General features: G+C 63.1%; 25 protein-coding genes. 10 read left to right on the forward strand and 15 right to left on the reverse strand.

All coding sequences use genetic code 11. From position 1 onward, the window contains the following. Positions 1-29: 29 nt before the first annotated feature. The 4 genes from CXP40_RS05375 (at position 30) to CXP40_RS05390 (ending at position 4,479) form a co-directional block, all read left to right on the forward strand. Positions 30-794 (forward strand): 3-oxoacyl-ACP reductase family protein, encoded by a 765-nt coding sequence (locus tag CXP40_RS05375; protein WP_106732954.1) that lies wholly within the window; start codon positions 30-32, stop codon positions 792-794. 68 nt (positions 795-862) lie between these two features. Further along, the gene (locus CXP40_RS05380) at positions 863-1,474 is read left to right on the forward strand and encodes an NADPH-dependent F420 reductase (protein ID WP_106732955.1); all 612 of its coding nucleotides are present in this window, start codon (positions 863-865) and stop codon (positions 1,472-1,474) included. A gap of 68 nt (positions 1,475-1,542) precedes the next feature. Beyond that, positions 1,543-2,700, forward strand: a complete 1,158-nt coding sequence (locus CXP40_RS05385; RefSeq protein WP_256579245.1) for an MFS transporter — start codon at positions 1,543-1,545, stop codon at positions 2,698-2,700. Between the two features lie 165 nt (positions 2,701-2,865). Next, the gene (locus tag CXP40_RS05390) at positions 2,866-4,479 is read left to right on the forward strand and encodes an NAD(P)/FAD-dependent oxidoreductase (RefSeq protein ID WP_106732956.1); all 1,614 of its coding nucleotides are present in this window, start codon (positions 2,866-2,868) and stop codon (positions 4,477-4,479) included. Between the two features lie 224 nt (positions 4,480-4,703). Here the strand turns inward: CXP40_RS05390 and CXP40_RS05395 are convergent, their stop codons facing one another. The 15 genes from CXP40_RS05395 to CXP40_RS05465 form a co-directional block, all read right to left on the reverse strand. Then, positions 4,704-5,219 (reverse strand): GNAT family N-acetyltransferase, encoded by a 516-nt coding sequence (locus tag CXP40_RS05395; RefSeq protein ID WP_106732957.1) that lies wholly within the window; start codon positions 5,217-5,219, stop codon positions 4,704-4,706. 99 nt (positions 5,220-5,318) lie between these two features. Beyond that, positions 5,319-5,657: a Na+/H+ antiporter subunit G gene (locus CXP40_RS05400; RefSeq protein ID WP_106733157.1), complete on the reverse strand. Its 339-nt coding sequence runs from the start codon at positions 5,655-5,657 to the stop codon at positions 5,319-5,321. A gap of 13 nt (positions 5,658-5,670) precedes the next feature. Further along, positions 5,671-5,940 carry a K+/H+ antiporter subunit F gene (locus CXP40_RS05405; protein WP_013714638.1) on the reverse strand — a complete coding sequence of 90 codons (270 nt, stop codon included), beginning with the start codon at positions 5,938-5,940 and terminating at the stop codon, positions 5,671-5,673. After that, positions 5,925-6,422, reverse strand: a complete 498-nt coding sequence (locus CXP40_RS05410) for a Na+/H+ antiporter subunit E (RefSeq protein WP_106732958.1) — start codon at positions 6,420-6,422, stop codon at positions 5,925-5,927. Before CXP40_RS05410 ends, CXP40_RS05405 begins: the two co-directional genes overlap by 16 nt. Continuing rightward, positions 6,419-7,930, reverse strand: a complete 1,512-nt coding sequence (locus CXP40_RS05415) for a monovalent cation/H+ antiporter subunit D (protein ID WP_106732959.1) — start codon at positions 7,928-7,930, stop codon at positions 6,419-6,421. Before CXP40_RS05415 ends, CXP40_RS05410 begins: the two co-directional genes overlap by 4 nt. Further along, the gene (locus CXP40_RS05420; protein ID WP_099522068.1) at positions 7,927-8,256 is read right to left on the reverse strand and encodes a Na+/H+ antiporter subunit C; all 330 of its coding nucleotides are present in this window, start codon (positions 8,254-8,256) and stop codon (positions 7,927-7,929) included. The genes CXP40_RS05415 and CXP40_RS05420 overlap by 4 nt, the downstream gene beginning before the upstream one ends. 1 nt (position 8,257) lies before the next feature. After that, positions 8,258-11,050, reverse strand: coding sequence for a monovalent cation/H+ antiporter subunit A (locus tag CXP40_RS05425; RefSeq protein ID WP_106732960.1), 2,793 nt, complete (start codon positions 11,048-11,050; stop codon positions 8,258-8,260). 346 nt (positions 11,051-11,396) lie between these two features. After that, entirely contained in the window at positions 11,397-11,858 is a 462-nt protein-coding gene (locus tag CXP40_RS05430) for a membrane protein (protein ID WP_004423834.1), read from the reverse strand. 114 nt (positions 11,859-11,972) lie between these two features. Further along, a complete protein-coding gene (locus tag CXP40_RS05435) occupies positions 11,973-13,106 on the reverse strand; it encodes a glycerate kinase (RefSeq protein ID WP_106732961.1) in 1,134 nt (377 codons plus the stop codon). Between the two features lie 199 nt (positions 13,107-13,305). Next, positions 13,306-14,673: a GntP family permease gene (locus CXP40_RS05440; protein ID WP_106732962.1), complete on the reverse strand. Its 1,368-nt coding sequence runs from the start codon at positions 14,671-14,673 to the stop codon at positions 13,306-13,308. Between the two features lie 185 nt (positions 14,674-14,858). After that, entirely contained in the window at positions 14,859-15,989 is a 1,131-nt protein-coding gene (locus tag CXP40_RS05445) for a sugar diacid recognition domain-containing protein (protein WP_106732963.1), read from the reverse strand. Positions 15,990-16,089: 100 nt separating this feature from the next. Further along, complete coding sequence (locus CXP40_RS05450; protein ID WP_106732964.1) at positions 16,090-16,608, reverse strand: ProQ/FinO family protein; 519 nt, start codon at positions 16,606-16,608, stop codon at positions 16,090-16,092. A 104-nt stretch (positions 16,609-16,712) separates the two neighbouring features. Continuing rightward, positions 16,713-17,360, reverse strand: coding sequence for a pyridoxamine 5'-phosphate oxidase (gene pdxH / locus CXP40_RS05455; protein ID WP_099522075.1), 648 nt, complete (start codon positions 17,358-17,360; stop codon positions 16,713-16,715). Positions 17,361-17,440: 80 nt separating this feature from the next. Next, complete coding sequence (locus tag CXP40_RS05460; RefSeq protein WP_099522076.1) at positions 17,441-18,094, reverse strand: OmpA family protein; 654 nt, start codon at positions 18,092-18,094, stop codon at positions 17,441-17,443. 242 nt (positions 18,095-18,336) lie between these two features. Next, entirely contained in the window at positions 18,337-19,482 is a 1,146-nt protein-coding gene (locus CXP40_RS05465) for a serine hydrolase domain-containing protein (protein WP_106732965.1), read from the reverse strand. A gap of 220 nt (positions 19,483-19,702) precedes the next feature. Between CXP40_RS05465 and mbhE the strand changes: the two genes are divergently transcribed. Genes mbhE through mnhG form a run of 6 tightly spaced genes read left to right on the forward strand, consistent with a single transcriptional unit; the run spans position 19,703 to position 25,463 of the window. After that, entirely contained in the window at positions 19,703-22,423 is a 2,721-nt protein-coding gene (gene mbhE, locus CXP40_RS05470; RefSeq protein ID WP_106732966.1) for a hydrogen gas-evolving membrane-bound hydrogenase subunit E, read from the forward strand. Beyond that, a complete protein-coding gene (locus CXP40_RS05475; protein WP_106732967.1) occupies positions 22,423-22,827 on the forward strand; it encodes a sodium:proton antiporter in 405 nt (134 codons plus the stop codon). Before mbhE ends, CXP40_RS05475 begins: the two co-directional genes overlap by 1 nt. After that, on the forward strand, positions 22,824-24,320 hold the full coding sequence (locus CXP40_RS05480) for a proton-conducting transporter membrane subunit (protein ID WP_106732968.1): 1,497 nt from the start codon (positions 22,824-22,826) through the stop codon (positions 24,318-24,320). Before CXP40_RS05475 ends, CXP40_RS05480 begins: the two co-directional genes overlap by 4 nt. Further along, entirely contained in the window at positions 24,320-24,817 is a 498-nt protein-coding gene (locus CXP40_RS05485; protein WP_106732969.1) for a Na+/H+ antiporter subunit E, read from the forward strand. The genes CXP40_RS05480 and CXP40_RS05485 overlap by 1 nt, the downstream gene beginning before the upstream one ends. Beyond that, positions 24,814-25,125, forward strand: a complete 312-nt coding sequence (locus tag CXP40_RS05490) for a monovalent cation/H+ antiporter complex subunit F (RefSeq protein WP_106732970.1) — start codon at positions 24,814-24,816, stop codon at positions 25,123-25,125. The genes CXP40_RS05485 and CXP40_RS05490 overlap by 4 nt, the downstream gene beginning before the upstream one ends. Then, positions 25,122-25,463, forward strand: a complete 342-nt coding sequence (gene mnhG / locus CXP40_RS05495) for a monovalent cation/H(+) antiporter subunit G (RefSeq protein WP_106732971.1) — start codon at positions 25,122-25,124, stop codon at positions 25,461-25,463. Before CXP40_RS05490 ends, mnhG begins: the two co-directional genes overlap by 4 nt. The last annotated feature ends 1 nt before the right edge of the window (position 25,464 follow it).

The raw sequence follows: 25,464 nt of genomic DNA on the forward strand, positions 1-25,464 counted from the left end.
AATGTCTCGGCAATCAAACGGAGTGAACCATGAGCAACGTAATTTCTTCCAAACCCCTTCCCCTGGCCGGCAAGACGGCTCTCGTAACAGGCGGCTCTCGCTCTATCGGCGCAGCTATCGCCAAACGCCTGGCCGCTGACGGCGCCCAAGTTGCCTTCACCTACAATGGCTCGCCCAAACTGGCTGAAGAAGTCGCGGTCGAAATCGAATCAGCGGGCGGTCGAGCGCTGGCGATCCAGGCTAACGCAGCCGACCCCGAGGCCGTGCGCGCCGCCGTCGCGAAGACGGTAGAAGCGTTCGGCAGCCTCGACATTCTGGTGAATAACGCCGGTATCGCCTCGGCCAGTGCCATCGAAGACACCCGCTTCGAAGACTACCAGGCAATGCTGGACATCAACGTCACTGGTGTTTTCGTCGCCACCCAGGAAGCCGTACGGCACATGCAGGAGGGCGGCCGCATCATTCATATCGGCAGCTCCGTAACCAAATATGCGGGCGTTCCCGGGCTCGCTGCATATGGCCTGACCAAAGGCGCCGTAGCCGGTTTCAACCGCAGCCTGGCGCATGACCTGGGGCCACGCGGGATCACGGTCAACAGCATCCACCCCGGCCCGGTGAACACCGACATGAATCCGGCCGATGGTGAGATCGCCAAGCTGCTCACCCCGCGCATCGCATTGGGTCGTTACGGAGAGTCGACCGAGATCGCCAACCTCGTGGCCTTCCTCGCCAGTCCGCAGGCTTCGCTCATCACTGGCGCAGACATTCACGCCGACGGTGGCTTTACCTCCTGAAGCGCTGTGGGGCCGGCCAAAGGCCTGCCCCGCAGACGCCACGACCAATTTCAATAAGGAACCTGCTCATGAGCACGTCCCCATACATCGGCATCATCGGTGCCGGTCAGATCGGTGCGGCCTTCGCTCGCGCCCTGGCGCGGCGGAACATTCCGGCAATCCTCGCCAACAGCCGTGGGCCAGAGAGCTTGCAAGGCCTGGTACAATCCATCGGCCCGAGCATCCGTGCCGGCACCCGTGAGCAGGCGGCAGCACAGTCCATCGTGCTGGTCGCGGTGAACTGGTCGAAGCTGCCAGCCGCACTGTCCGGGCTTGCCGACTTCGCCGGGCGTATCGTCATCGACAGTAACAACCCGATCGAAGCGCCGCTGTTCAATCCCATCGATCTGCATGGCCGCACCTCAAGCGAGGTGTTTGCCGACCTGGTGCCGGGCGCCCATGTAGTGAAGGCGTTCAACCACTTGAACCCCAGATTGCTCATCGCCGATCCCGCCGAGCGCGGCGGCCGGCGTGTGCTGTTCCTGGCCGGTGACGACAATCACGCAAAAACCCAGGTCAGCGCACTGATCGATGAGCTGGGCTTCGCCGCTCTCGACCTTGGCGAGCTGGCCGAAGGTGGGCGCCTGATGCAATTCCCCGGTGGGCCGTTGCCCTCGCTCGAACTGGTGCAGTTCGGCTGAGCTACCGGGAGACGAAAATGAAGGATTCCGTAATGCCCCATACCGATTCATCTGCTGACACCCGATCCATGTCTGCTGCGTGGTGGGCCGTCATCTCTCTTGCCCTGGGCGCCTTCGGCCTGGTCACGGCGGAATTCCTGCCGATCAGCCTGCTGACGCCGATGGCCGCGGACCTGGGCGTATCCAACGGCGCGGTGGGCCAGGCCATCACCGCCACCGCCGTGGTCGCCGCATTCGCCGGACCACTGGTGGTGCTGTTCTCGGGCCGCCTGGATCGACAAAAGATCGTCTGGGGGCTGATGGCCATGCTGGTGTTCTCCTGCATCCTTTCGGCCTATGCCTCGAACATCACGGTACTGCTGATCGCACGTGGACTGCTGGGCTTCGCCCTCGGCAGCTTCTGGGCCATGATGGCAGCGCTTGCCCTGCGCCTGGTGCCGCCGGACAAGGTGCCGCGGGCCATTTCGATCATCATGATGGGCATCTCGCTCGCCACCATCTTCGCTGCCCCGCTGGGTGCCTACCTGGGAGAATTGTGGGGCTGGCAGGCAACCTTCCTGGCGGCGTCCGGTATTGGCGTGGTGGCGCTGGCAATCCAGATGCTGACCCTGCCCAAACTGCCGGCCGCGGCAGCGCCGGGCCTGGCGTCCTTCAAGGCAGCGCTGACGCGGCGTGCGGTCGTCGTCGGCATCGGCACCGGGCTGCTGGTCATTTCCGGGCACTTCGCCGCGCTGACCTTCATCCGCCCCTTCCTCGAGGAGGTTCCCCGCCTGGATGTCGCGACCGTCTCGCTTGCCTTGCTGGCCTTCGGTGTCAGCGGCTTTTTCGGCAACCTTGCCGGCGGCGCCGTCGCCGCGCGCAGTCCGGCCTGGGCAGTCAGCAGTTGCTCGTTCCTGATCGCTGCCGTTGCACTCACGCTGATCCTGTTCGGCACACAGGCCAACATTGCCTTCGTCGCGATTGCGCTATGGGGTTTCGCCTTCGGCGCCTTCCCGGTATCGATCTCGATCTGGAACGCGCGCGCCGCCGCCGATCATGCGGAAAGCGCTGGCGCCCTGCTGTCCTCGACCTTCCAGGTCGCCATTGCCGCAGGTGCGGTTCTAGGAGGGCTGATCATCGACAGCCTCGACTCGCAAGCCGTGATCGTCTATGCCGCGGCAGCAGCCTTAGCGGGCGCTGCCCTGATGTTCATTCGGGGGCGCGCGATCGAACGCCAGCGTAGCTGAGCCCGTACTCGCGCAGCGTTGAAGACATCGTTCACCTACGCTCAACGAAGCAAAGCCGCCAGTCGTTCGAGATTGCCGGCCCCCTCCATCCGGGCAGCGAATCCCGTACAATCGCGCCCCTTCTTCACCTTGCCGGATCACCACCGGCCAACCAGGACACCGCCCATGCTTCGCCTGACCGAACTGAAACTGCCCCTCGACCATGCCGATGATGCCCTGCGCCCGGCTATCGTCCAGCGCCTGGGCATCGCCGACAATGACCTGCTGACCTTCAGCGTGTTCAAGCGCAGCTACGATGCGCGCAAGAAGTACGGCGACATGCCGTTCATCTACACCATCGACTGCGAGGTGAAAGACGAAGCCGCCCTGCTCGCTCGCCTGAGTGATGACAAGCATGTCGGCCCGGCACCGGACATCGCCTACAAACCAGTGGGCAAAGCTGAAACGCCGCTGGACGAACGCCCGATCGTGGTCGGTTTCGGCCCCTGCGGTATCTTCGCCGCGCTGATCCTGGCGCAGGCCGGCCTGCGCCCTATCGTGCTCGAGCGCGGCAAGGAAGTACGCCAACGCACCAAGGACACCTGGGGCCTGTGGCGCAAGAACCAGCTCAACCCGGAATCCAACGTGCAATTCGGCGAAGGCGGCGCAGGCACCTTCTCCGACGGCAAGCTGTACAGCCAGATCAAGGACCCGCATCACCACGGGCGCAAGGTGCTGCAGGAGTTCGTCAAGGCTGGCGCGCCGGACGAGATCCTTTACGTCAGCAAGCCGCATATCGGCACCTTCCGCCTGACCGGCGTGGTCGCCACCATGCGTGAAGAGATCAAGGCTCTCGGCGGCGAAGTGCGTTTCCAGGAGCGTGTCAGCGACCTGCTGATCGAAGACGATCAGCTCACCGGCGTAGTACTGGAAAGTGGCGAGCAGATCCTCAGCCGCCATGTGGTGCTCGCCCTCGGCCACAGCTCGCGCGACACCTTCCGCATGCTCCATGCCCGCGGCGTGTACCTGGAAGCCAAGCCCTTCTCGGTCGGCTTCCGCATCGAACACCCGCAGTCGCTGATCGACCGCGCCCGCCTGGGCAAATACGCAGGCCACCCAAAACTCGGCGCTGCCGATTACAAGCTGGTGCACCACGCCAGCAACGGTCGCTCGGTCTACAGCTTCTGCATGTGCCCGGGCGGTACTGTGGTCGCCGCCACCTCCGAGCCGGAGCGCGTGGTCACTAACGGCATGAGCCAGTACTCGCGCAACGAGCGCAACGCCAACGCCGGCATCGTCGTCGGCATCACTCCCGAGCAGGACTACCCGGGCGGCCCGCTGGCTGGCGTGGAACTGCAGGAGCGCCTGGAGTCGCACGCCTATGTGCTCGGCGGTCGCAACTACGAGGCGCCCGGGCAACTGGTCGGCGACTTCATCGCTGGCAAGCCGTCGAGTGCACTGGGTGAAGTACAACCCTCCTACAAGCCTGGCGTAAAGCTGGGCGACCTGGCTCCGTCGCTGCCGGATTTCGCCATCGAGGCCATCCGCGAGGCGCTACCGGCCTTCGGCAAGCAGATCAAGGGTTTCGACCTGGCCGATGCGGTACTCACCGGCATCGAAACGCGCACTTCATCGCCGGTGCGCATCACCCGTGGCGATGATCTGCAGAGTCTGAATCTCAAGGGCCTGTATCCGGCCGGGGAAGGCGCCGGCTACGCTGGTGGCATCCTCTCTGCTGGCGTCGACGGCATTCGTGTGGCCGAGGCCGTGGCCAAGAGCATGCTTGGGTTGAATCGCTAAACTCTCTTCGGATCACATACCCCATAGAGTGGGTTAGCGGCGCCAAGCCTGAGAATGTCCGATCAGCGCCATCGCAGTGCGCCGCGTAACCCACCAGGCGATAGTCCTGCGTTGCGCCAATGGTGGGTTACGGCGCAACGGACCGTGCGGGCTCATCAGGATAGGTGACAGGCACCTAACCCACGGATATCGGTCAGTCTCGATAGCGCGCAGCCGTAGAAGCGTCAAAGGCCCTCGCGGCGCAGGCAGCACAGCGTCGAACGCCGCGAACCATTCGGACGACGCGCCGGGTCGGCATAGGTCAGCAGCTCACTGAAGCCGGCCTTGCGCATCATCCCTGCCGATGCGGCATTCTCTTCGTGGCGATCGATATAGACGTCGCACACGTCCCGACGCCATAAGTCCTGCACCGCCTCCGTGAGCAGATGAGCACCAAGTCCGCGACCCGCGCAGTCACGATGCACCACCGCCTCGCAGATATAGCCATGCACCTGCCCGGCACGCGCGGCAGGTTGATGATCCGCGAAATCCTGCGTCAGGCGATAGCTGACGAACCCCAGTAGTAACCCTTGCTCCTCGGCCAATACCGCCAGCGTCGCGTTCGTCGCAATACCCTGCAGGTGCTGGCGAACCTCGACCTCGGGCAGATGATTCCAGGGGTTGGGCCCGTGCTCGAGAATCAGCGCGCAGAGCGCTTCGATATCCTCGGCGATGGCCTGACGAATGATCAGCTCGCTCATGCTCCCAACTCCCCCTGAACTTGATTTCAGGGCGCAGTCTAGGCCGGGGAATTGCCTGGCGACAGTGACAGCCAGGCACGAGAAATACCTGACAGTGAATCAGTGATCATCGTCCCACGGCTGGCCGCGGGTCTTCTCGGTCAGCTCGACCTTCTGCTGCATCGCCGCCTTGGACAGGATGTGCGCACTGACCGGCGCGGTGAGGAACAGGAACAACGTGATCAGCAGCTCATGCAGACTGAGACTGCCGGTGTGATGAGCGAAGAACAGCATCGAAGCGATCAGCGTAGCGCCGACCCCCAGCGTCGTGGCCTTGGTCGGACCATGCAGACGGGTAAAGAAGTCCGGCAAGCGATACAACCCGATGGCACCGACCAGGGCGAACAGGCTGCCCAGGATCAGGCAAGCGCAAATCAACAGTTCCAGCCAGAACGGCATGGTCATTCCCCCCTTAATCGATGATGTCGCCGTGCAGCAGGTGTTTGCCCACCGCAACCGTACCAACGAAGCCCATCACTGCGATCAGCAGTGCGGCTTCGAAGAACAGGTCCGACGCCAGCCAGATGCCGAACAGCACGATCAGCGCCAGCGCGTTGATGTACAGGGTATCCAGGGCCAGGACGCGGTCGACCACGCTCGGCCCTTCGACCAGACGCGCGACATTGAGCAACATGGCCAGCGTGAGGATGCCCATGCACAGAAAGACTACGTTCTCGAGCATTCGAAAATCTCCAGCAGCGGCTTTTCGTAGCGACTCTTGACCTCGGCGATCAGCTCGTCGCGATCCGGCACGTTGAGCCCGTGCAGCAGCAGTGTCTTGTGGTCAGAGCTGAGACCGGCAGAGACGGTGCCGGGCGTCAGCGAGATGATGCAGGCCAGGGCCGACAGGACGAACTCGTCTTCTATCTCCACCGGTACCTCGACGAATGCCGGCTCAAGGCGTGATTTCGGCCCGAGCACCAGCTTAACCACCTGCAGGTTGGCCACCACGATGTCGTAGAACACCTTGCCAATAAACAGCAGCAGCCCCAGGGGCTTGCGCACTTTAGGCACGGTCAGCAGGAAATCGCCGCACAGATGCACGATCGACCAGCCCAGAAACAGCCCGAGCAGGATATGCCCCAGGTTGAGGGTGTTGACCAGCAGCAGCCATAGCACCGCCAGCACCAGCATCATCCGCGGATGGGGGAACAAACGCCTCATGCCGCACCTCCAGCGATGATCGACAGGTAGGGTTGCAGATCGAGCAATTGCGCAGCTGCGGCCTCCAGATACGCCATTATCGGGGCAGCAGCGATCAGCAGTAGCGGGCTGGCCAATAACAGGCCCAGCGCAGCCAGCAGACTGATACGATCAGCCGGCTCAGCTTTCGACGGCGACGCATCCGCGCCATGGCCCAGCCAGAACAGGCTGGTACCGGCGCGGCTCAGCGCCACCAGCGTCAGCAAACCGCCGATCAGCACTACCGGCCAAAGGCTCCAGGCCTGCCAGCCTGGCTCTGCCGCGCGCAGCAGCAGCATCTTGCCGAGGAAACCAGAGAACGGCGGCAACCCGGCCACGGAGATGGAGGCGAAGAAGAACATGCAGCCCAGCACCAACGGCTGACGCAGCACACGCTCCTGCTGCAGATCGCCACCAGCGCTATCACGCTGGGCGACCACCAGCCCCGCCAACAGAAACAATGCCGCGCTGATCAGTGTGCTATGCACCATGTAATAAAGCGCAGCACTCAACGCCGCTACGTTGCCCATGGCGAAGCCAGCCATCAGCGTGCCCACCGAGACCACCACCAGATAAGCCAGCAACGCCTGCAACTGTCGCGCACCCAGAGCACCAATCACACCGAAGGCAATGGTCGGCAGCGCCATCCACCAGAGCAGCTCATGGCCTAGGTTGGCCAGCGGCCCAGCCTCTTCGCCGAACACCAGGGTGAACACGCGAACGATGGCGTAGAAGCCAACCTTGGTCATGATCGCGAACAACGCCGCCACTGAAGCGGGCGCCGCGGCATAGGCGCGTGGCAGCCAGAAACACAACGGCAGCACGGCAGCCTTGAGGCCGAAGACAATCAGCAACAGGTAGGCCGCGGCCTTGATCAACGGTGCATCGGCGACATCGGCGCTGGCTACGCGCGCTGCCAGGTCCGGCATGTTCAGGGTGCCGGTCAGGCCGTACAACAGGCTGACGCCGATCAGGAAGAACGACGAGCCCAGCAGGTTGAGCACCACGTAATGCACGCCGGCCTTGACCTGATTGGCACGGTTGCCATGCAGCAGCAGCGCGTAGGACGAGATCAGCAGAATCTCGAAAAACACGAACAGGTTGAACAGGTCGGCGGTCAGGAACGCACCATTGATGCCCAGCAACTGGAACTGGAACAGCGCATGAAAGTTCGGCCCACGCTCATCATCGCCACGGCAGGCGTAGATGAGGGCGAAGCAAGCGAGCAGTGAGGTAAGCAACAGCAGCGCAGCGTTGAAGCGATCGAGCAGCAGCATGATGCCGAACGGCGCCACCCAGTTGCCCAACGCATAAACCTGCAACTGCCCCGCACCAGCCAGCAGTACCAGATACAGACACACCGGCAGCAGCGCCAGGCAGCCGATCAGGGAAATACCCCGCTTCACCTCACGCGACCAGCCGTGGCCGACCAGCAACAACGCGCCGAAAAACATCGGCAGCAGAATGGGGAGGATGATGGCGTGACTCATGCGCGCGGCTCCTCGCCATCGACGTGATCGGTTTTCAGCTCACCCATGCCACGTAGGGCCAGCACCACGACGAACGCAGTCATGGCGAAGCCAATGACGATGGCGGTCAGTACCAGCGCCTGTGGCAACGGATCACCATACTCGGCGCTCTTGCCGATCACCGCCGGCACGCCCGTGCCGAGCCGGCCCATGGCGAAGATGAACAGATTGACCGCGTAAGAGATCAGGGTCAGCCCCATCACCACCGGGAAAATGCGCGCCCGCAGCAGCAGGTAGACGCCGCTGGCAGCCAACACCCCGAGGGTAATTGCGAATACTGCCTCCATATCAGATGACCTCCTTGCACGACTCGTCCTGACTGACATGGCCGATATTGGAAAGGATCAGCAGGGTGGCGCCGACAACGGCCAGATACACCCCAAGATCGAAGAGGATCGCGGTGGCCAGTTCGATTTCGCCAATCAGCGGAATATGGAAATGGCCAAATGCCGAAGTCAGGAACGGCGAGCCGAAGAGCCAACTACCCAGACCAGTCAACCCAGCGATCAGCACGCCCCAGCCGGCCGTGGCGTGATAACTGAATTTCAGGCGTTCCTGAGTCCAGGTCACACCATGGGAGATGTACTGCAGAATCAGCGCCACCGAAGTGATCAGGCCGGCGATGAAGCCGCCGCCCGGCAGGTTGTGCCCGCGCAGGAAGATGAACGCCGAAATCAGCAGCGCCATCGGCAGCATGGCCCGCGCCAGGTTGTCGAGGATCATCGGATGCGCGTCGGTCGACCACGGACGACCGTTCTTGTCATGGGTCGGATGCGGCAGGTGCAGGCCATGCAGCAGCGCGTAGATACCGATGGCAGCAATCGCCAGCACGGTGATCTCACCCAGAGTATCGAAGCCGCGGAAGTCCACCAGGATCACATTGACCACATTGGTGCCACCACCGCCGGACACGCTGTTCTCGAGAAAGAACGACGAAATGCTCTGATAGGGACGGGTCAGCACCGCATAGGTCAGCATCGCCACCATGGTGCCGCTGCCCAACGCCAGGGTCAGATCACGCAGACCACGCAGGCTGCTGGACTCGGCAGGTGTGCGGTCGGTCATGAAGTACAGGGTGAGCATCAGCAGGATGATGGTCACCACCTCCACCGACAACTGGGTCAACGCCAGATCCGGGGCGGAGAAGCGGGCGAAGGCCAGTGCCACCATCAGACCAGCAGCGCTGAGGATCATCAGTGCCACGAGGCGGCGGCGGTGGAAAAACACGGTGAGCACCGCAGTCACCATCAGAATCAGCATGCCAATGGTGGTCAGCGGATCGATTGGCGTCATTGGCACGCTACCGGTCAACTGCTCGAGCGGCGACAGCGCGATGATCACCAGAGTCAGGGCACTGCCCAGCATCCAGGCCAGATAGCGCTGCTGCGAGCCGCTTTCCAGCAGCACGGTGATGCGCACGGACAGGCGCGTCATGTAACGCACCACCTGATCGAAGGCATCCTTGGCATCCAGGTTGGGCAGCCCCTCGTACCAGCGGAACAGCGGTTTGCGGCAGGTGTAGACGATGATCCCACCGAACAGCGCAACGAAACTCATCAGCAGCGGCAGGTTGAAGCCGTGCCAGACCGCCAGGCTGTACTCAGGCAGCTCGCCACCCAGGGTCGAAGCGGCGGCGGCGGCCAACAATGGCGCTACCGTGTAGGCTGGCACGATACCGACCAGCAGGCAGAGGAAGACCAGCACCTCAACCGGCACTTTCATGTAGCGAGGTGGCTCGTGCGGCGGGTACTTGGGCAGGTCGATCGGCTCGCCGTTGAAGAATACGTCATGGATGAAGCGCAGCGAGTAGGCCACCGAGAACACACCGGCCAGGGTCGCGGCTGCCGGAATCACCCAATTGAAACCACCCAGCAGGTGCTGGTGCAGGGTTTCGGTGAAGAACATTTCCTTGCTCAAAAAACCGTTGAGCAGCGGCACGCCAGCCATGGCCGAAGCCGCCACCATCGCCAGCACTGCCGTATGCGGCATGAACTTCCACAAGCCGTTGATGCGCCGCATGTCGCGGCTACCGGTTTCGTGGTCAATGATGCCCGCAGCCATGAACAGCGAGGCCTTGAAGGTCGCGTGGTTGATGATGTGGAACACCGCCGCTACCGCAGCCAGGCGGGTATCCAGGCCGAACAGCAGGGTGATCAGGCCCAGGTGGCTGATGGTCGAATAAGCCAGCAGGCCTTTGAGGTCATGCTGGAACAGCGCCATGCACGCCCCCACCAGCAACGTGGCCAGACCGGTCAGACTGACCATGTAGAACCACCACTCGGAGCCAGCCAGCGCCGGGTACAGGCGTGCCAGCAGGAATACCCCGGCTTTGACCATGGTCGCCGAGTGCAGATAGGCCGATACCGGCGTCGGCGCCGCCATGGCGTGCGGCAGCCAGAAGTGGAACGGGAATTGCGCCGATTTGGTGAACACACCCAGCAGCACCAGCACCAGCGCCAGCGGATACAACTCGTGCGCACGGATGGCATAGCCGGCGGCCAGCACCTGAGACAGCTCAAAACTGCCGGCGATGTGACCGATCAGCAAAATACCGGCGAGCAGCGCCAGACCACCGCCACCGGTGATTGCCAACGCCATGCGCGCACCTTTGCGCGCCTCGGAACGCGAGCCCCAGAAACCGATCAGCAGGAACGATGACAGGCTGGTCAGCTCCCAGAACATCAACATCAGCAGCAGATTTTCCGACAGCACCACACCGAGCATGGCGCCCATGAACAGCAGCAGGAACGCGAAGAAACGTCCCATTGGCTCGGTCTTGGCCAGGTAATAACGGGCGTAGAGGATCACCAGCAGACCGATGCCGAGAATCAGCAAGGCGAACAGGAAACCCAGACCATCGAGGCGCAGGCTGAGGTTCAGGCCCAGGTGCGGCAGCCACTCCAGCTTGACCCGCAGCACCTCACCAGCGAACACCGCCGATTGGTGGTTGAACAGCAGCACCAGCGCCACCACGGGCGCGAGTGCCGCAGCCGCAGCACAGGCCGAGCGTCCAAGCCGCTCGGTGAGTACCGGCAGAAATAAACCAAGAAATGGCAAGGCGACAATCAGCGCAAGCGCCATCGGAAAAACCCCTTATGCAGGCACGTCAGGTCGTGCGATCCAGCTACGAAAACTGGAGTCGCAACTCCCTGACGGTGATATTCCATGCACCACAACGGATCAGCTAAGTCGTTGTCGGCACAAGCATAACGGCCGATTATCCATAACTATCAACGCAACGTCATGCATTGAATTATCGTTAAACACACTTGGTAACATGCAAGCGCTGCTGGCAGCCGACCATCACTATAGCGAGGCCACAAAAAATTGCCGCGAGCGTTTTTGTCGGAGCCTGAAGAGTTGCCGTCAGAGATGGCAGACAACAAAAAGCCGGAGCAACCTAAGTTGCTCCGGCTTTTTGTCACGATCAGTGGGTGACGCGGCTGGTGCCGTTGACGGTCATGATGCGCACGCGCTCGCCGACGCGGAACACTTGGTTCGGCTCGACTTCCTGGACGTAGGCGCGCATGGTGCCGTCGTCCTCACGCACGGTGATCTCAACACCCTGAGTACGGGTCAGACCTTCTTCAGCAGCGGCGCCCAACAGACCGCCAGCGACGGCACCGACTACAGCCAGGACAGCGCTGCCGCGCCCACCACCGAGGCCACTACCACCGATACCGCCAACCACAGCACCGGCACCGGCACCGATCGGCGTCTTGGTCCCTTCGATCTTCACCGGGCGCAGCGATTCAATGGTTCCCATGCGTACTGTTTGCACCGCTCGGGCCTCATCGCGACTGTAGGTATCGCCAGTCAGACTGGACTGACAGCCCCCGAGGGCCAACACCGCGGCCAGCGAGGTAATGAGCAGAGTGGGTTTACGCATAGCAATTCCTCCAGAGGTATCTCAATCCATTAGACGCCGGGCGAGCGTAACTGTCACGGCGGAGCCTGACCAATAGTTATTTCAGACAGATCAGGTTCAGCGAGGTTCGCCCTATCAGGATCGAGCGAGGCGCCAGAGACGGGCGATATCCGTGGTGCGAGCCTGCAACTCAGCCGCCGCACCGGCCATCGCCTGCTCCAGGGACAATGGCCCCGGCGCCAGGCTGAATGCAGCTTCGATACCAGCGTCGTACAGCGCCTGATAGTTGTCGCCCAGACTACCGGACAAGGCGATGACCGGTACCCCGGCCGCACGCGCCACGCGCGCTACCCCGACAGGGGTCTTGCCATGCAGGGTCTGGGCATCCATACGCCCTTCCCCGGTAATCACCAGATCCGCGTTCTCTACTGCTGCAGCGAGACCGGACAGCTCGGCCACCAGCGCGATACCGGGGCGGAAGCTTGCCTTGAGGAAGGCACGCGCAGCGAAGCCGAGACCGCCCGCCGCGCCCACACCAGGGAACTCGGCGTGGTCCTCGCCCAGCATCGCCGCCACGATACGGGCGAAGCGACCGAGCGCCGTATCCAGCTCGGCGACATGCTCTGGCGTCGCCCCCTTCTGCGGACCGAAGACCGCAGATGCACCGCGTGGCCCGCACAAGGGATTGTCGACATCAGCGGCGACCTCGATCTGCACCTTGAGCAGACGCGCGTCGAGCCCACTCAAATCAAGCTGGTCGAGACCAGCCAAAGCCGCGCCACCCGGCGCTAGCTCGCGCCCCTGGACATCGAGAAAGCGCATCCCCAGCGCCTGTAACAGGCCAGCACCGGCGTCATTGGTGGCACTGCCGCCCAGCCCCAGGATGATGCGCGTAGCACCGGCATCCAGCGCCTCGCGGATCAGTTCGCCAGTGCCGAAGCTGCAGGCCAGACGAGCATCGCGTTGTTCACGTGGCACCCAGTGCAAGCCACTGGCAGCAGCCATCTCGATAACCGCTGTGCCCTGCCCCAGCCAACCCCAATGCGCCTTGACCGGCTCACCCTGCGGACCACGCACCTCACACTCGCGGCGCTCGCCGCCGACGGCAGCGAGCAGTGCATCGACCGTGCCTTCGCCGCCATCGGCCATTGGCCTCAGCAAACATTCGGCCTCGGGAAACACCTGCTGCCAACCGCGGGCGATGGCGGCGGCCACGTCGGGCGCACTGAGGCTCTCCTTGAAGGAGTCAGGAGCAATGACGATTTTCATGATAGGTACCTCGAAAGGAGGCAGGCGACCGTAGTCGCCTGCTGGTTACAGACCGTTGAAAAACGTAGGCGAGGCAGTCAGTGCAAGGCAAAAACAGGCGAAAAAGCGGAGTTTACGAGTTGTAAATGAGCATTTTGAGCCTGTTTTTAACGCAGCAATGGCAACGCAGGTAGTTTTTGAACGGTCTGTTAAAGCGCGATTACAGCAAAACCAGACTCAGCAGCCAGACAGCGGCCATACCGGCGACACCCTGGATCAGGGTCGCCATGGTCTGGGCACGGTAAGCGGTCGCCACTTTCATGCGGCTGAACTGGGTCACGACCCAGAAGAAGCTGTCGTTGGCGTGGGAAACGGTCATCGCACCAGCACCAATGGCCATCACCGTCAGCACGCGACCCATTTCGCTGTCGAGGCCCAGGTTGCCTAGCAGAGGCGCAACCATCGCCGAAGTGGTGACCAGTGCGACGGTGGAGGAACCCTGGGCACTCTTCAGCGCAGCAGCCACCAGGAACGGCATAAACAGGCCGATGCCCAGTGCCGACAGGGTGTCGCCCAGATAACCGGTCAGCGCGGTGGCCTTGAGAATGGCACCGAAGGCGCCACCGGCACCGGTGATCAGCAGAATCGGAGCTGCCTCTTTCAGGCCATGAGCGACATAGTCATGGAACTGCTGACGCTTGCCTTCGCCCTTGAGCAGCGAGCACGCCAACACCAGACCGACCAGCAGCGCGGCAACCGGCTGACCGAGGAAGCTCAGCACATCGAAGAAAGCGCCAGTACCGAAGGGCTTGCTCGGGAAAGCAGCGACCGAGCCCAGGCAGATCAGGATGATAGGCACGAAGATCGGCGAGAACGCCTGCCAGGCGCTGGGCAGCTTGCCGTAGCGAGCGCGCAGTGTATCGAAATCGACGTTATCGGCGAGCAGCTCGCTTGGCGCTTCCTCCAGCAAGTCGTGGTCGTTCTGCTTGAGGAAACGGTTGGCCCACAGCATACCGGCCACGGCGGTGACCGCAGCGACCAATAGACCGACCAGGATCACCAGACCCAGCGAGGTTTCCAGGCCCAGGTTGCCGGCGGCAGCGATCGGGCCGGGTGTTGGCGGCACGAAGGTATGGGTGGCATACAGGCCGGTAGCCAGGGCCACGCTCATGGCCACCACGGACACCTTCATGCGTGCAGCCAGGGCATTCTTCAGCGAGTTGAGGATGACGTAGCCGGAGTCGCAGAACACCGGAATCGATACCAGGTAACCGATGATCGACATGGTCAGGGTGGGGAAACGCTGGCCCAGCAGACGAATCACCGTCTCGGCCATGGTAATGGCGGCGCCGCTGCGCTCGAGGATCACGCCAATGATGGTACCGAGAACGATGACGATACCGATGTAACCGAGAATGCCGCCGAAGCCGGCAGTCATGGTCTTGATGATTTCGCCGCTAGGCAGCTGATAGGCAAAGCCGGCGATCAGCGCAGCAGCCAGCAATGCCAGGAAGGGGTGCAATTTCAAACGGGTAGTGGACAGCACGATGAATGCAATCAGTGTCACCAGGATCAGGACAAGGCCCATGACCAGTCTCCTCATTGTTGTTATGGCGGGCGCGAGGCCCGGATGGGAATGCCGACAGGCGCCACATTGTGGCTCAGCCTGCACCAGCATCGCCCTGTGCGCCAGCACCAAAACAACAAGAGCTGAGTGCAATTGGCTGTGCAATCGCACAAAGCCAGCACCTCGTATTCACCAGCGAAGATGAATTACCGAACGCTCAACGGCGCTGTCGCGGCAAGCTCCAGCAAGCCCAGCCCCAAAGATAGCTGCAGGCGCTGATCCAGCCGATTGAGATCCAGACCACTGAGTTCGGCGATGCGCTCCAGGCGGTAGCGCAACGTATTGCGATGAATGCCCAACTCCTGTGCACAGGTTTGCACCTGGCCGTCATGCGCGCACCAGGCTTCCAGCGTGGCCCTTAGCGTGCCTTGCGGGTCCTGCATCAGCACCTGCCGCAACGGCGCCAGCCAGCCCTGCAGTAACCAGCTGTGGCGCTGGGCATAGAGCAGCGTCGGCAGGCGCAATTCGTCCAGGCGTAGCAGGCGACGATCGGGAAAGCGCGCTTGGCCATAGGCCTGAAGATCGCGCAGGGCCAGGCTGGCCTGGCGCAGCTCGGTCAGATCATGCAGCGGATCGCTGAGCGCCAGCGACCCTACCCCCCACTCGCGCTCGTCAGCCTGCTGGAGCCAGGCACGATCATCACGGGTGGCGTTGTAGGGCCGGCACCAGAGCAGTTCATGGCGCCCGAGCGGCGCCACCAGATGTTCACTCTTGCCCCCCAATGCGGCGAGCAGACGCGCCTGACGCGGCAGCGGATCGCCCTCACCATCGAGTTGCAGCAGACACATCTGTCGTGGCCAGGTCAGTTGCAGGCCCAGACGTTCGGCATCGACCTCGAGACTGGACAGACGCAGCATGGGATCGAGCAACTGTCGCAACCAGGCCTCCTGCTGGTGCCGCTGCCAATGCCGCTCGGCTTGTAGCACGCGATGCTCGACCAACATTTCCGCTGCCATGCGCACCAGTTCGGCATAGGGCCGCACGATCTCGGGGTCGCCCGTGATACCGAGCACGCCAATCAGGCGCTCGGCATGCAGCAACGGCAGATTGACACCTGGCTTGACACCTCGCAGGCACGCCGCCGCCTGAGCGTCGATCTCCACCACGCGACAATTGGCCAGCACCAATTGCGCCCCCTCATGACGGGTGTGCAGCCGGCTGGGGTCACCGCTGCCGATGATCATGCCCTGGGCATCCATCACATTGATGTTGTGCGGCAGGATGGCCATGGCGCGGTCGACAATGTGCTGCGCCAGGGTAGAGTCGAGTTCGAGCATGAAAAACGGCCTCGCGAATGAGGCCGTCATTGTAGGCGCGCCAGCGACGCTTCACGAGGTATCCCTCGCAGCGCCGGCAAAACCTTCAGCTAGCCAGGATTTACTCCGCAGCAGGTGCTGCAGCGCTCTCCACGGCCTTGTCGTCCGCTGGAGCTTTCGCCTTGGCCTGATTGCGCCGAGCTTCGGCACGGTGCCGCCTGGCCTGCTGCTTGGCATGCAGCGCCTGCGCCGCCGTCACCATACCAACGGGCTGGCCTTGCAGATCCAGACGCGGTGCATTTTCGGTCATGGCAGCCCAGTAACGACCACCGCGGCACCAGGCGGCAATACCCGCTTTGAGCTGCTCAACGGTGATACCGAGCAACTGCAGATGTTGCTCGGCGTCCTTGAGAATGCCTTCCTTCAACGGCACCTTGGGCGCCGGATTGACCGGGAAGGCCAAGGGGAAGTGCTTCTGCAAGCGCCAGATCGCCTCGACGGTAGGATCCTGCTCACGCGCCTTACCTTTGGGCGGCTGCTTGCGTTTTTGCGGCTTCGCGCTTTCGGTCTTTACCTGCTGTACCTGCTGCTTCTCGGCGCGCAGGCGGTCACGTAGCTCGGCTAATTGTTCAAAACCCATCGTTCGGTTCGCAGCGTCCTGGTTGGTTCGTGGCGCAAGGGTATCTTATGTGCTCGTTTCGTACAGCCTTATTGGCGAACAGCATGCTCGACGGTAGCTGATGGTCAGGGCGCCAACCGCTCACGAATCCAGGCTTCACCCTTGAACCGATAGTTGAGGCGGTCATGCAGGCGGCTTGGCCTGCCCTGCCAGAATTCGATGCGCTCGGGCAGCAGGCGGTAGCCGCCCCAGTGCGGTGGACAGTGTGGCGTCTGGTTGAGGAAGCGTCTTTCGGTTTCCGCCAGCAGGTTTTCCAGCTCGGCGCGGTCGCGAATCACCTTGCTCTGCGGCGAAGCCCAAGCGCCGATGCGGCTGCCCAGCGGGCGTACCTGGAAGTAGCCGTCAGATTCGGCCGGGGTGACCTGCTCGACGCGGCCTTCGATGCGCACCTGGCGCTCCAGGCTGGGCCAGAAGAAGGTCATGGCGGCGAACGGGCGCGCCGCGAGCTGGCGGCCCTTGGCGCTGTCGTAGTTGCTGAAGAAGGTGAAGCCGCGTTCGTCGAGCCCCTTGAGCAGTAGCACCCGGCAGTGCGGGCGGCCATCTTCGTCGACAGTGGCCAGGGTCATGGCGTTGGGTTCGACCGGCAATTGCTCGGTCTTGACCGCGTCATCGAACCACTGACGAAACAGGGCAAAGGGTTCCAGCGGGGCCTGGGCTTCGCTCAGGCCATCGCGGGTATAGTCGCGGCGCATATCGGCCAGGGTTTGGGTCATGGCAATTCCTCAGGGCAGGGCCAGAAACCAATCCGCTGGATTCGAGTGCCTGCCCGCTCAGGGTGGAAATGCCCACAAGCTTACTCCGACTTGCCCACTTTTCCTTGATCTGCAGCAGCTACCTTGGGTGCATCCTTGAGCTCCGCCTTGGCCGGTTGGCTGTACTTGGCGATCAGGCCCTGCATGGTGTCACGCGAGGTCAGGAGGATTTCCACACGGCGGTTGAGCGCACGGCCGGCCGCACTGTCGTTTGCCGCACGGGGTGCGTCGGAGCCCAGGCCCATGACCTGCAGGCGGTTCTGCTTGAGGCCGCTGAGACGAAAAATCGAGGTCACGGCACGCGCGCGCTGCTGACTGAGTTCGCGGTTCTTCGCGTCGTCACCGCTGGTGTCGGCATGGCCGAGCACGACCACGGCGACATCCTCGTCGGCTTCCAACAGTTTGGCCACGCGAGTGATCGGGCCCAAGCTGACCGGCAGCAGCATCTGCGGGCGATCCGGATTGAACGAGCCCTGCACCGGGGCGGTGACCACCAGCAGGTTTTCGCGGCGCTCGAACTCGAAGTGGCTGCCCTTGACCGCTTCACGCAGTTTCGGCTCGTACTCGTCGAGCCAGGCGCGGGTCACTTGAGGCGGTGGCATCACTGCCGGCTTGGCGACTTCCTTCTTTTCCGAGCCGGCGCAGCCCGCGATCAGCAGGCAGCAGGTAAAGGCAAAAATCTTGTTGGCACGCATGTAGCCCCCGGGGTCAAACAGATCTAATGGTCGATTCGTTATCAGGCTGTTGAAAAACTACCTGCGTTGCCATTGCTGCGTTAAAAACAGGCTCGTGCGCGAGTCCGATCAAAATGCTCATTTACAACTCGTAAACTGCGCTTTTTCGCCTGTTTTTGCCTTGCACTGGCTGCCTCGCCTACGTTTTTCAACGGCCTGTTATGGTTGGTACTGAACGGTTGGCGCAAGTTTAGCCGTTTCAATCAGATACAGTCCGCAATCTGTCGCGCAAGTTTCTGCGCGCGGGGGTCCATCAAGACGAACGGTCCTAGATTGTTGGTAACGAAACCGAATGCCAGGTCTCGTTCCGGGTCGGCAAAACCGCTGGAACCACCGGCGCCGGGATGGCCGACGGCTTTTGCCCCCATGCCATAAGTGGCATTGGCCACGTCGGCCTGATCGAGCATGCAACCCAGGCCGAAACGCGTGCGGGTCAGCAAGGTCTTGTCGTCACCGACACTGTGCTCACGGGTCATTTCACCCAGCAGCTCGGCATTGAGCAGGCTGCCGTCGAGCAGACCGGCATAGAAGCCCGCCAGGCTGCGCGCGTTGCCGTGGCCATTGGCGGCCGGCTGCTGCATGCGCCGCCACTCCGGCTTGTTGGTACTGGTCATGATCGACGGCGGGTTGGTGAACGAGCGCGTGCTCATGGCTTGGGCCTCACTCATCATCACCTTGAGCAGACGCTGCGCTGCAGCGTCGCCAAGATTGCCCTTGCCGCGAGCGATATGGGCGACGCGATCAAATTCACTGTCAGCCAGGCCGACGTGGAAATCCAGGCCCAACGGCTTGGCGATGCGCGCAGCGATGCTCTCGCCGGGGCCACGACCTTCGACACGGCGAATCAGCTCACCGATGAGCCAACCATAGGTAATGGGCGCGTAGCCATGACCTTCACCCAGCGGCCACCAGGGCTCTTCAGCCGCCAACGCGTCGGTCATGGTCTGCCAGTCATAAAGCGCCTCGGCGGGCAGAGTCTGGCGCAACGCCGGCAACCCTGCCTGATGACAGAGCAGATGACGCACGCTGATGCGCTGCTTGCCTGCGGCAGCGAACTCCGGCCAGTAGCGCGCCACCGGCGCATCCAGATCGAGCTTGCCCTCACCCACCAGTTGCAGGGCCACCACAGCAGCGAAGGGCTTGGTGCAGGAGAACAGATTGGCGATGGTGTCGCTGTGCCAGGCCTGCTGACCGTCCTTGTCCATGACCCCGGCCCACAAATCGACCACGGTTTCCCCACCGACCTTCACGCACAGGGCCGCGCCCCGTTCCTGCGCATCGTCGAACAGAGCGGCGAATGCGTCCCTCACCGCTTCGAAGCGCAAGTCGAAATAGCCCTGAATCTGCACGCTGATCTCCCGTTTCGCTGCTTGGCTCTAAGCTGCCAATGATGACAGCCGCTTATCATGCAATGTTCTGAAACTTCATAAAATAGCGATGTTCGATTGGTTTTTCCTATGATGAAACAAATGCGGCCTGATCTGACCGATACGCCCTGAACAGCGCAGTAACGGTACGTATGTGGTCGTCAGGCCGCTTTGGATTCGACGCTCGGCATAGGAGAAACGAGTGCTCTACCTACTGTCCCTGATCGCCCTGGCTGCAATCATGGCACCCGGCCTGACGCGCCTGCTGGGTGCTCGCACAGGTTGGCTGCTGATGTTGGCGCCCCTGGCGGCCTTCGTCTGGTTCGTCCAGCAGATTCCGCTGATCGCCGACGGTGGCGCGGTGATGCAGAGCCTGAGCTGGATTCCGGCGCTGGGCATCAACCTGAGCCTGCGCCTGGATGGCCTCTCGCTGGTTTTTGCCCTCTTGATCAGCGGCATCGGCAGCTTGATCGTGCTGTACGCCGGCAGTTATCTGGCCAGCCACGCCCACCTCGGTCGCTTTCATGCCTACTTGCTGGTGTTCATGCTGGCGATGCTCGGCCTGGTGCTGGCCGACGACCTAGTGGCGATGTTCGTGTTCTGGGAGCTGACCAGTATTGCGTCCTTCCTGTTGATCAGCTTTCAACACGACAAAGCCGTCTCGCGCCGTGCGGCGCTGCAGGCGCTGCTGATCACCGGTGGCGGTGGTCTGGCATTGCTGGCGGGGCTGATTCTGCTCGGTGGCGCGACGGGCAACTGGCAATTCTCCAACCTCAGCGCCGAGCAGATCGAAGGCCATGTGCTGCTGCCGGCGATCATCGCCCTGGTGCTGCTGGGCTGCTTCACCAAGTCGGCGCAGGTGCCCTTCCACCTGTGGTTGCCCAACGCGATGAACGCACCGACGCCAGTGTCAGCCTACCTGCACTCGGCAACCATGGTAAAAGCCGGCATCTATCTGCTGGCCCGCCTCAACCCGGTGCTCGGCGGCTCCGTCGGCTGGGGCACGCTGCTGATTACCTTCGGCGCAGCCACTGCCGTGCTCGGCGCCTTCCTGGCCTTCCGCCAGACCGACCTCAAGCGCTTGCTGGCGTACACCACGGTCACCGTGCTGGGCCAACTGACCATGCTGATCGGCACCAACACCAGCTATGGCCTGCAGGCGTTCGTGCTCTATCTGGTGGCGCACTCTCTCTATAAGGGCGCGCTGTTCATGGCGGTCGGCGCCATCGATCACGCCACCGGCACCCGCGAGTTGGCACGCCTTGGCGGTTTGATCCGCTTCATGCCGCTGACTGGCGCCGCCGTAGCACTGGCCGCATTCTCCAACGCCGGCCTGCCGCCGTTCTTCGGCTTCATCGCCAAGGAATTCAAGTACACCGGCCTGATCGAGATGGGTCATATCGGCTGGGCGGTGACGCTGGTGATGATCCTTACCAACGCCCTGCTGTTTGCCGCTGCCGGCCTGGTCTTCCTGCAGACCTTCCTCGGCAAGCGCGGCGACTACCCACGCACGCCGCATGAAGTTGGCCTGCCGATGTGGCTGGGGCCGATGCTGCTGGCTATCGGTGGTTTCCTGCTCGGTGCCTGGAATGCCTGGCCGGAAACCTGGCTGGTGAATAATGCGGTACAGGCCGTGGCACGTGGCCCGGTGGATGTACACCTGTATCTATGGGGCGGCATCACTCCAGCGCTTGTAGCCAGCTTGCTGACCGTTTCGCTGGGCGTGCTGTTCTATGTCATGCGTGACCGCGTCAGACGGCTGCTCGATCGCGCCAACGCGGCCTGGAACGTCAGCGGCGACCTGATCTGGGATCGCTTGCTCAAACGCGTATTCCACTTCGCAGGGCTGCTTGCCGCACGTTTTCAGCACGGCTCCTTGCGTCAGCATCTGGTGCTGCTGGCCCTGGCGGTCGGCGGCCTCTTGGCGGTCGGCCTGGTACCTGCTCTGCCGCAACTGCTGCAGGGCAGCTACAGCCCCATCTCACCGCTGGGTTTGGCCGGCTGCCTGTTGGCACTGGCTGGCGGCGTGGCAGCAGCCTTCCTGCCTGGCCGACTGACCTTGCTGGCGGCGTTGGGTGCTTGCGGTCTGGGTCTGGCGCTGGTGTTCGTCTCGGTCAATGCACCGGACGTGGCGATGACCCAGCTGATGGTGGAAACCCTCAGCCTGATCTTCCTCGCCCTGGTGTTTCGCAAGATGCCCACGGTTCCCACCAGCGGCGCACGCGCGCCGTGGAAGCGACGCCTGCACGCCAGCGTGGCGATTCTCTTCGGCCTCAGCGTGACCGGCGCCCTGCTACTGGCGGTAAGCCTGCCACTGCCGGGTGAAATTGCGCAGTGGTATCAGGCCAACAGCTTGCCGGGTGGCCACGGGCACAACGTGGTCAATGTGATCCTGGTGGACTTCCGCGCCTTCGATACCCTCGGCGAGATCCTCGTGGTCGCCCTCTCCGCCCTGGCTGCAGCCAGCCTGCTGGGCACCGGCCGGCGCTTCGGTAACGAGCATAGCGGTGAAGACGCCTTCACCTCGCCCCTGCTGCGCCAAGGTCTGCGCCCGCTGGCCTGGCTGATGATGGCCGCGTCGCTGCTGGTGCTGTGGCGAGGTCACAACCTGCCCGGCGGCGGTTTCATCGGCGGTTTGGTGGCGGCCTGCGGCCTGATCCTGCTGGTGCTGACCTACGGCCACGGGCAGATTCGCCGGGTGCTGCCCGTTGCGCCTGCGCAGTTGATCGGTATCGGCCTGGGTTGTGCGGCGGGCGCCGGCATTCTTGGCCTGATCGCAGGCAGCGCCTTTCTTACCGGTCTCTGGACCTTCCCCGGTGGGCTGCCGCTGGGTACGCCCTTGCTCTTCGATATAGGCGTTTTCCTCACCGTGTTCGGCTCCGCCCTGCACATGATCGACAAGCTCACGGGAGTTCGCCAGTAATGGAATGGCTAGCCGCAATCACTACCGGAGGCCTGGCGGGTCTGGGCCTGTGGATGCTCCTGGATCGCAACCTCAAGCGCGTCGTGCTGGGCGTGGTGGTCCTGGGTAATGCAATCAACCTGGGGGTACTCACCGCTGGGCGCTTCTTCGGCGAACGCCCGGCATTCGTCGAGGCTGGCAACGCAGTCAGCACCGCCAACCCGTTGCCGCAGGCGCTGGTGCTGACCGCCATCGTCATCGGTTTCAGCCTGTTCATCTTCGCCCTGGCGCTGCTCAAGCGCACCCGCGAACTGCATGGCGACAAGACCACCGACTCGGTCAGCTCGATCACCGAGCAACCGGCACCGGACTGGCACGACAGCGAGCATGAACACGACGCCCATGGCGCGGAGGTTCGCCGATGAACCACGCGTTACTCGTTGCACCGATTCTCATCCCCCTGTGCAGCCTGCTGCTGGCGATCATCCTACGCCGCCACCTGCTGGCCGTGCGCGTGCTCAGCCTGAGCGGCGCCGCCCTGCTGCTGGCCGTCGGCCTGGTGCTGGTCTGGCAGGCCGCGCAAGGCGTGGTGCTCAGCGGTCAGGTGGGCAACTGGGAGGCTCCGTTCGGCATCAGCCTGGTGATCGACCGATTGTCGGCGGTGATGATCGCCATCAGCGCCCTAGTGGCGCTAGTCACCCTGCTCTATGGCGTGGCCAAGGACAACGACAGCAAGATCGGTCGCGACTTCCACCTGTTCATCCAGGGTCTGCTGACCGGTATCTGCGGCGCCTTCATCACCGCCGACATATTCAACCTGTACGTCTGGTTCGAAGTGCTGCTGATCGCCTCCTTCGCCCTGATGGCGCTTGGCGGTGGCAGCCGCCGGCTAGCCGGCAGCATGACCTACGTGGCCCTGAACCTGTTCGCCACGCTGATCTTCCTGCTCTCCGCCGGCCTGGTCTACGGCGCCAGCGGCACGCTGAACATGGGCGAGCTGGCGGTGATCATGCGCAGCGGTGAGGCGCCACCTGGCGTAACGCCGGCGCTGCTACTGATGTTGCTGTCGTTCGCCATCAAGGCCGCGCTGTTCCCGGTATTCGGCTGGCTGCCGGCCACCTATCACGTCGCCCTGACAGCCGTTTCGGCGATGTTCGCAGGGCTCCTGACCAAGGTCGGCGTGTACGCGCTGATCCGCCTGGTGACCCTGCTCTGGCCGGAGCATGGCCTGCCGCATCAACTGCTGCTGTGGGTCGCCTGCGCCACCATGCTGGTGGGTGTGCTGGGCGCGGCGGCGCAGACCGAGGTGCGGCGCATCCTGTCGTTCCACATTGTCAGCCAGGTTGGTTACATGATCCTCGGCCTGGCTCTGGCCACCCCGCTGGCGCTGGCCGGCGCGGTGTTCTACCTGATCCACCATATCGTGGTGAAAGCCAACCTGTTCTTCATCGGCGGCCTGGCGGCGCGCATCTGTGGTTCCGAGCGGCTGGCCGACATGGGCGGGCTATATAAGCGCATGCCCTGGCTGGCACTGCTGTTCGCCATTCCGGCGCTGTCGCTGGCGGGCATTCCGCCGCTGTCCGGTTTCTGGGCCAAGTTCCTGCTGGTCAAGGCCAGCCTGGATGCAGCTGCCTGGTGGGCGGCGGGCATCGCCCTGCTGACCGGCGTGTTCACCCTGCTGTCGATGAACAAGATCTGGAACGAAGCGTTTCTCAAGCCCCATCCGAGAGGTGAAGAGGCGCTGCAAACGGTTACCGGCATACGCGCGGCGTGGCTGGGCATGAGTGCCCTGGCGCTGCTGACCGTGTTGATCGGCCTGGGCGCCGGCCCGCTGATCGACTATGCCGTGGCGGCCGCCGCGCAGCTCGCCGACCCGCAAGCCTATCTGCAACCCTTCACCGGCGCAGGAGGTATCTGATGCTGTTTGTCATCCATTTGCTGGCCAGCGCTGGCCTGGCATGGAGCCTCGGCGCCGGCCATCTGGGCGGTGGCCTGCTGGCCTTCGCCCTGTTGTACCTGATCGCTCGCCTGCTGGGGCTGGCCGTCCAGCGCCTTGGTCGTTACGCACGCAGCCTGGAACATGGCGTCAGTTTCTGCCTGTGGTTCATCGCCCAGGTATTTCTCGCGACCTACCACGTCGCCATTCTGGTGCTGGCGCGCCGGGTCGACGTGGAGCCGGCAGTGCTTGCCTATCCGGTGACCCGCCGCGAAGTGGACAAGGTCACCCTGCTCGGCACGCTGCTGACCCTGACCCCCGGAACCCTGGTCCTGGAGTATGACCAGGACCAGGGCCTGCTTTATATCCATGCACTCGATGCCCGTCACCGCGAGGACGTGACCGACGCGCTGGCCGAGCTTGAGCGCCGCTTGCTGGCCTGGCTCGACGCGGGCAAAGCCGAAGGAGTGAATCCATGACCTTGCATCTGACCGGGGCCGCCTGGGTATTGCCCCTGGCTGCTGCCCTGCTCGCGCTGAGCGGCCTTATCGTCCTCTATCGCCTGCTACGCGGGCCAAGCCGACCAGATCGCGCGGTCGCCATCGATGCCCTAGCCCTGCTGGCGGTCGCCGCCATGGCGCTGCTGTGCCTGATGCGCGGCGAGGCGCTGTTCATCGACGTCGCCGTGCTACTGGCACTGGTGTCGTTTCTCGGCACGGCGGCTTTTGCCTTCCTGTTCGATGATGCCCACAGCCAGATGCCGGAGAAGAGCGAGGAACGCTCATGAACGAAGTACAAGCCTGGCTGGCCTCGCTGCTGGTGCTGAGCGGCGCAGTGATCTCTCTGCTTGGCGCGATTGGCGTGCTGCGCCTGCCCGACAGCTACAGCCGCATGCATGCGGCGAGCAAGGCCGGGGTTCTCGGCGCGGTCCTGTTACTTGGCGCAGTGGCGCTGGCGAGCAGTGGCGAGCTGGCACTGGAGGCCTTTGTCGGCCTGTTGATTCTGCTGGCCAGCGCCCCGCTGGCGGCGCACGCCATCGCCCGTGCCGCGCACCGCGCCGGTATTCGGCCGACGCTGGGGCGGTTGGGCGATGAGCTGGAGCAGCGCAACAGGGATGGTGAATAGA

The sequence above is a fragment of the Pseudomonas sp. YY-1 genome, assembly GCF_002843095.1.
In the GTDB taxonomy this organism is placed as follows: Bacteria; Pseudomonadota; Gammaproteobacteria; order Pseudomonadales; family Pseudomonadaceae; genus Aquipseudomonas; species Aquipseudomonas sediminis_A.

Excerpts from the sequence above, each read along its gene's own strand:
- CXP40_RS05375 (WP_106732954.1), top strand. The coding sequence starts at position 30 with ATGAGCAACGTAATTTCTTCCAAACCCCTTCCCCTGGCCGGCAAGACG.
- CXP40_RS05380 (WP_106732955.1), top strand. The coding sequence starts at position 863 with ATGAGCACGTCCCCATACATCGGCATCATCGGTGCCGGTCAGATCGGT.
- CXP40_RS05385 (WP_256579245.1), top strand. The coding sequence starts at position 1,543 with ATGTCTGCTGCGTGGTGGGCCGTCATCTCTCTTGCCCTGGGCGCCTTC.
- CXP40_RS05390 (WP_106732956.1), top strand. The coding sequence starts at position 2,866 with ATGCTTCGCCTGACCGAACTGAAACTGCCCCTCGACCATGCCGATGAT.
- CXP40_RS05395 (WP_106732957.1), bottom strand. The coding sequence starts at position 5,219 with ATGAGCGAGCTGATCATTCGTCAGGCCATCGCCGAGGATATCGAAGCG.
- CXP40_RS05400 (WP_106733157.1), bottom strand. The coding sequence starts at position 5,657 with ATGCCGTTCTGGCTGGAACTGTTGATTTGCGCTTGCCTGATCCTGGGC.
- CXP40_RS05405 (WP_013714638.1), bottom strand. The coding sequence starts at position 5,940 with ATGCTCGAGAACGTAGTCTTTCTGTGCATGGGCATCCTCACGCTGGCC.
- CXP40_RS05410 (WP_106732958.1), bottom strand. The coding sequence starts at position 6,422 with ATGAGGCGTTTGTTCCCCCATCCGCGGATGATGCTGGTGCTGGCGGTG.
- CXP40_RS05415 (WP_106732959.1), bottom strand. The coding sequence starts at position 7,930 with ATGAGTCACGCCATCATCCTCCCCATTCTGCTGCCGATGTTTTTCGGC.
- CXP40_RS05420 (WP_099522068.1), bottom strand. The coding sequence starts at position 8,256 with ATGGAGGCAGTATTCGCAATTACCCTCGGGGTGTTGGCTGCCAGCGGC.
- CXP40_RS05425 (WP_106732960.1), bottom strand. The coding sequence starts at position 11,050 with ATGGCGCTTGCGCTGATTGTCGCCTTGCCATTTCTTGGTTTATTTCTG.
- CXP40_RS05430 (WP_004423834.1), bottom strand. The coding sequence starts at position 11,858 with ATGCGTAAACCCACTCTGCTCATTACCTCGCTGGCCGCGGTGTTGGCC.
- CXP40_RS05435 (WP_106732961.1), bottom strand. The coding sequence starts at position 13,106 with ATGAAAATCGTCATTGCTCCTGACTCCTTCAAGGAGAGCCTCAGTGCG.
- CXP40_RS05440 (WP_106732962.1), bottom strand. The coding sequence starts at position 14,673 with ATGGGCCTTGTCCTGATCCTGGTGACACTGATTGCATTCATCGTGCTG.
- CXP40_RS05445 (WP_106732963.1), bottom strand. The coding sequence starts at position 15,989 with ATGCTCGAACTCGACTCTACCCTGGCGCAGCACATTGTCGACCGCGCC.
- CXP40_RS05450 (WP_106732964.1), bottom strand. The coding sequence starts at position 16,608 with ATGGGTTTTGAACAATTAGCCGAGCTACGTGACCGCCTGCGCGCCGAG.
- pdxH (WP_099522075.1), bottom strand. The coding sequence starts at position 17,360 with ATGACCCAAACCCTGGCCGATATGCGCCGCGACTATACCCGCGATGGC.
- CXP40_RS05460 (WP_099522076.1), bottom strand. The coding sequence starts at position 18,094 with ATGCGTGCCAACAAGATTTTTGCCTTTACCTGCTGCCTGCTGATCGCG.
- CXP40_RS05475 (WP_106732967.1), top strand. The coding sequence starts at position 22,423 with ATGGAATGGCTAGCCGCAATCACTACCGGAGGCCTGGCGGGTCTGGGC.
- CXP40_RS05480 (WP_106732968.1), top strand. The coding sequence starts at position 22,824 with ATGAACCACGCGTTACTCGTTGCACCGATTCTCATCCCCCTGTGCAGC.
- CXP40_RS05485 (WP_106732969.1), top strand. The coding sequence starts at position 24,320 with ATGCTGTTTGTCATCCATTTGCTGGCCAGCGCTGGCCTGGCATGGAGC.
- CXP40_RS05490 (WP_106732970.1), top strand. The coding sequence starts at position 24,814 with ATGACCTTGCATCTGACCGGGGCCGCCTGGGTATTGCCCCTGGCTGCT.
- mnhG (WP_106732971.1), top strand. The coding sequence starts at position 25,122 with ATGAACGAAGTACAAGCCTGGCTGGCCTCGCTGCTGGTGCTGAGCGGC.